The sequence below is a fragment of the Leisingera sp. F5 genome, from assembly GCF_001593695.1.
The window spans coordinates 1-2,716 of sequence record NZ_LUKH01000362.1; the positions used below are offsets into that span (position 1 = coordinate 1).

Sequence of the window (2,716 nt, forward strand, 5' to 3'; positions counted from 1 at the left end):
GATCGAACGCACCGCAGCCGGCGCCATCATCTATGCAACTGCCATTGCCAGCCGCCAGGGCGCCTATGACGTTGTGCTGCGGCCGGCCGAAGGCAGCGAAGACGGCGTTCTGAGCTTAGACTTCCGGGTTGTCTATCCGGAGTCCGGCACGGCAACCGGCAGCGAATTCAGCCGCACCATCCATGCCGCCCGCACAGTCACGAATCAGGACTTGGCCGGTATCCGCACCGTGCGTGTGAATGGCGCAGAGAATGCCCGCGAAAGCCGCCGCCGCTGATCTCAAGACCGCCTGGAAAGAAAAACGCCCGCAGGATTTATGGCGCATTCCGGACTTTGGGGCACAATAGCAACGCCTGCCGAGTTTTTTGCTCGGCAGGCGTTTGATTTTTAACAAGCTTGTCTGGTAGCGACCTTCTCGTTGCCCTGGAGAAAAGTCCCGGGGCCACACTTTTCAAAAAAATGCGGTTGAGCCTTCGGTTTTGGAGACTTTGGCCAATATCAGCACTGCTTGGCGGAGGGCGACTTGTCGAAACGAAACAGAACGAAAGGCTGTGTCGTGGCAAAGTCCGTGCCCAAACTGTCTCTTCCTCAAATCCATCCCGATATCGGGAAAACAATCAACCTCAACTGCTGCGGCGATCCGGATTGCCGGAACTACGGCGTTGCGCCCGATTTCATCCACCAGTCCTTCGTAGGTAGAAACGCTCAGACAAGAAAGCAAAATGCGTTTGCTGCAAATCCTGCCTTGGCCAAAGGATATGGGAAATACACGATCACAGGCGGCAAGGATCTGCAGGTTGTCTCGACTGCTCTCGAGCATTCAAAAGATCCTCATCTGAATTAGTCTCGATGTGATCTGACACCGCCCCCCTTCTCAGCACGCTGAACTGGGGGCGGCGCATCTCTTGAAGGAGAGGATGGCTGGCCGTTTTGATGGTGGTGCAAACCCAACCGCAAAACGAGGCAACCACAATGCTGAACTCTACCGATAAGATCATCAAACACAAAACCGGTCTGCTGAACCTGGCCGAGGAACTGGGCAATGTCAGCAAAGCCTGCCAGGTGATGCGCTGCAGCCGTGACACGTTCTTTCGCTATAAATCAGCGGTCGAGGACGGGGGCGTCGAAGCCCTGTTTGAGCGCACCCGGCGCAAGCCCAACTTGGCCCATCGGATTGACGAGGCGGCCGAACAGGCGGCCATCAAATCCGCCACCGATTTCCCGGCCTTTGGCCAAGCCCGCACCTCCAACGAGCTGCGCACGGGATTTGTTCGTTACTGACCGATTTGGTAAGAAAATCCGGCCGCGAGAGTGGTTTCGTGTGCTTCCACAGCATATCAGCCAGGCAGTCGATCTCATCAGATCGGGAACTCTGCACGAATACGATCTCGGAAAACAGGAGATTGTCCGAAAAACCTGAAAGTCATTTCGGAAAACTTCATTGCGGTATGCGGTGTTGGACCTTTTCGATGAAGGATTCGAACGCAGATATCGCTGCGAAATATAGGCCTGCGGCACAGCTTGTTCCCACAACCACAGTCAGCGCGAGAGTGATCACCAATTTCTTGAACTCAGCCTTAATGTCTGATTTTTCGTTATTTTTTGGCTTCGTGTCCATGTGCATCTCCGGTTTCTTGAGGGAGATAGGGATGTTCTTGGGGCTGCAACAAGGCAAAAACCAATCAGAACGCAATGAGGCCCCCTCAACTTTTTTTGTTGAGAGGGCCTCATGTCCCAAAATCCGGAATGCGTCACAGGATTTACGGGCGTTTTTCTTTGTGCGGATTGCTGACTGCGACTATAGCGCCTTACAGCTCCACAACTTTTACGTCTTGCCCCTTGGCGGCGAGACCGATCTTGCCGTCACATAGCCGCAGTGCATCGGCGCCGAACACCTCATGCCGCCAGCCGTTAAGGGCCGGAACATCGCGCAGGCCTGCAGCAATTGCGTCCAGGTCCGCGCTGGGTGCGATCAGCTTGGCCGCCACGCCCTCTGCTTCGGTCTTGGCCTTCAGCAGCACCCGCAGCAGATCCGCCAGCGCCGGGTTCACCTGCAGCTTTTCCTTGCTGCGGTCCATCTTGGGGTGGTTCTCGGGCGGGCAGTCAGCCCCCTTGGCTACGGCCGCCAGGATACCTTCGGCAATCGCACCTTTGCGCGCCTCGCGCAGCAGCAGGCGGGATCCGCCCAGATCACCGGGATTGCGCGGCTTGGTCGAGGCCAGTTCCACCAGCGCGTCATCCTTGAACACCCTGTTGCGCGGCACATTGTTGGTTTGCGCATAGGTTTCGCGAAACGCCGCCAGTTCGCGCACAACCGCCAGAAATTTGCCCGAGGAGGTCCGGGTCTTAACCCGTTTCCAGGCGTCCTGGGGTTGAATGTCATAGGTAGCCGGATCGGTCAGCACCTGCAGTTCCTCGGTCACCCAGTGGGACCGTCCGCTTTTTTCCAGTTCAGCGGCCAGGAATTCATAAATCTTGCGCAGATGGGTCACATCAGCCAGCGCATAGGTCTTTTGCGCGTCGCTCAAGGGACGGCGCGACCAATCGGTGAAGCGCGATGTCTTGTCGACACCCAGCTTGACGATTTTACGCACCAGGGTTTCATAGCCCGCCTGATCGCCAAAGCCACAGACCATCGCGGCCACTTGGGTGTCGAACAGCGGCTTCGGGAAAACGCTCGCATCGACCCAGAAGATTTCCAGGTCCTGACGGGCAG

The 2,716-nt window shown here is 56.8% G+C and carries 2 protein-coding genes and 2 pseudogenes; 2 read left to right on the top strand and 2 right to left on the bottom strand.

All coding sequences use genetic code 11. From position 1 onward, the window contains the following. Nucleotides 1-277: pseudogene (locus A2I95_RS30310) on the top strand (hypothetical protein); the annotation flags it as partial. A 174-nt stretch (nt 278-451) separates the two neighbouring features. Here the strand turns inward: A2I95_RS30310 and A2I95_RS30315 are convergent. Next, nucleotides 452-820 carry a hypothetical protein gene (locus tag A2I95_RS30315; RefSeq protein ID WP_027258712.1) on the bottom strand — a complete coding sequence of 123 codons (369 nt, stop codon included), beginning with the start codon at nt 818-820 and terminating at the stop codon, nt 452-454. A 152-nt stretch (nt 821-972) separates the two neighbouring features. On the opposite strand from A2I95_RS30315, the pseudogene A2I95_RS30320 reads away from it, so the two are divergent. After that, a pseudogene (locus tag A2I95_RS30320) lies at nt 973-1,260 on the top strand (helix-turn-helix domain-containing protein); the annotation flags it as partial. A gap of 548 nt (nt 1,261-1,808) precedes the next feature. Here the strand turns inward: A2I95_RS30320 and A2I95_RS30325 are convergent. Next, nucleotides 1,809-2,716: HRDC domain-containing protein (locus tag A2I95_RS30325; protein ID WP_291735842.1), on the bottom strand; the 908-nt coding region annotated here is incomplete at its 5' end.

What these genes read in the sequence shown, in the direction of transcription:
- A2I95_RS30315 (WP_027258712.1), bottom strand. Translation starts at nt 820, where the DNA reads ATGCTCGAGAGCAGTCGAGACAACCTGCAGATCCTTGCCGCCTGTGAT.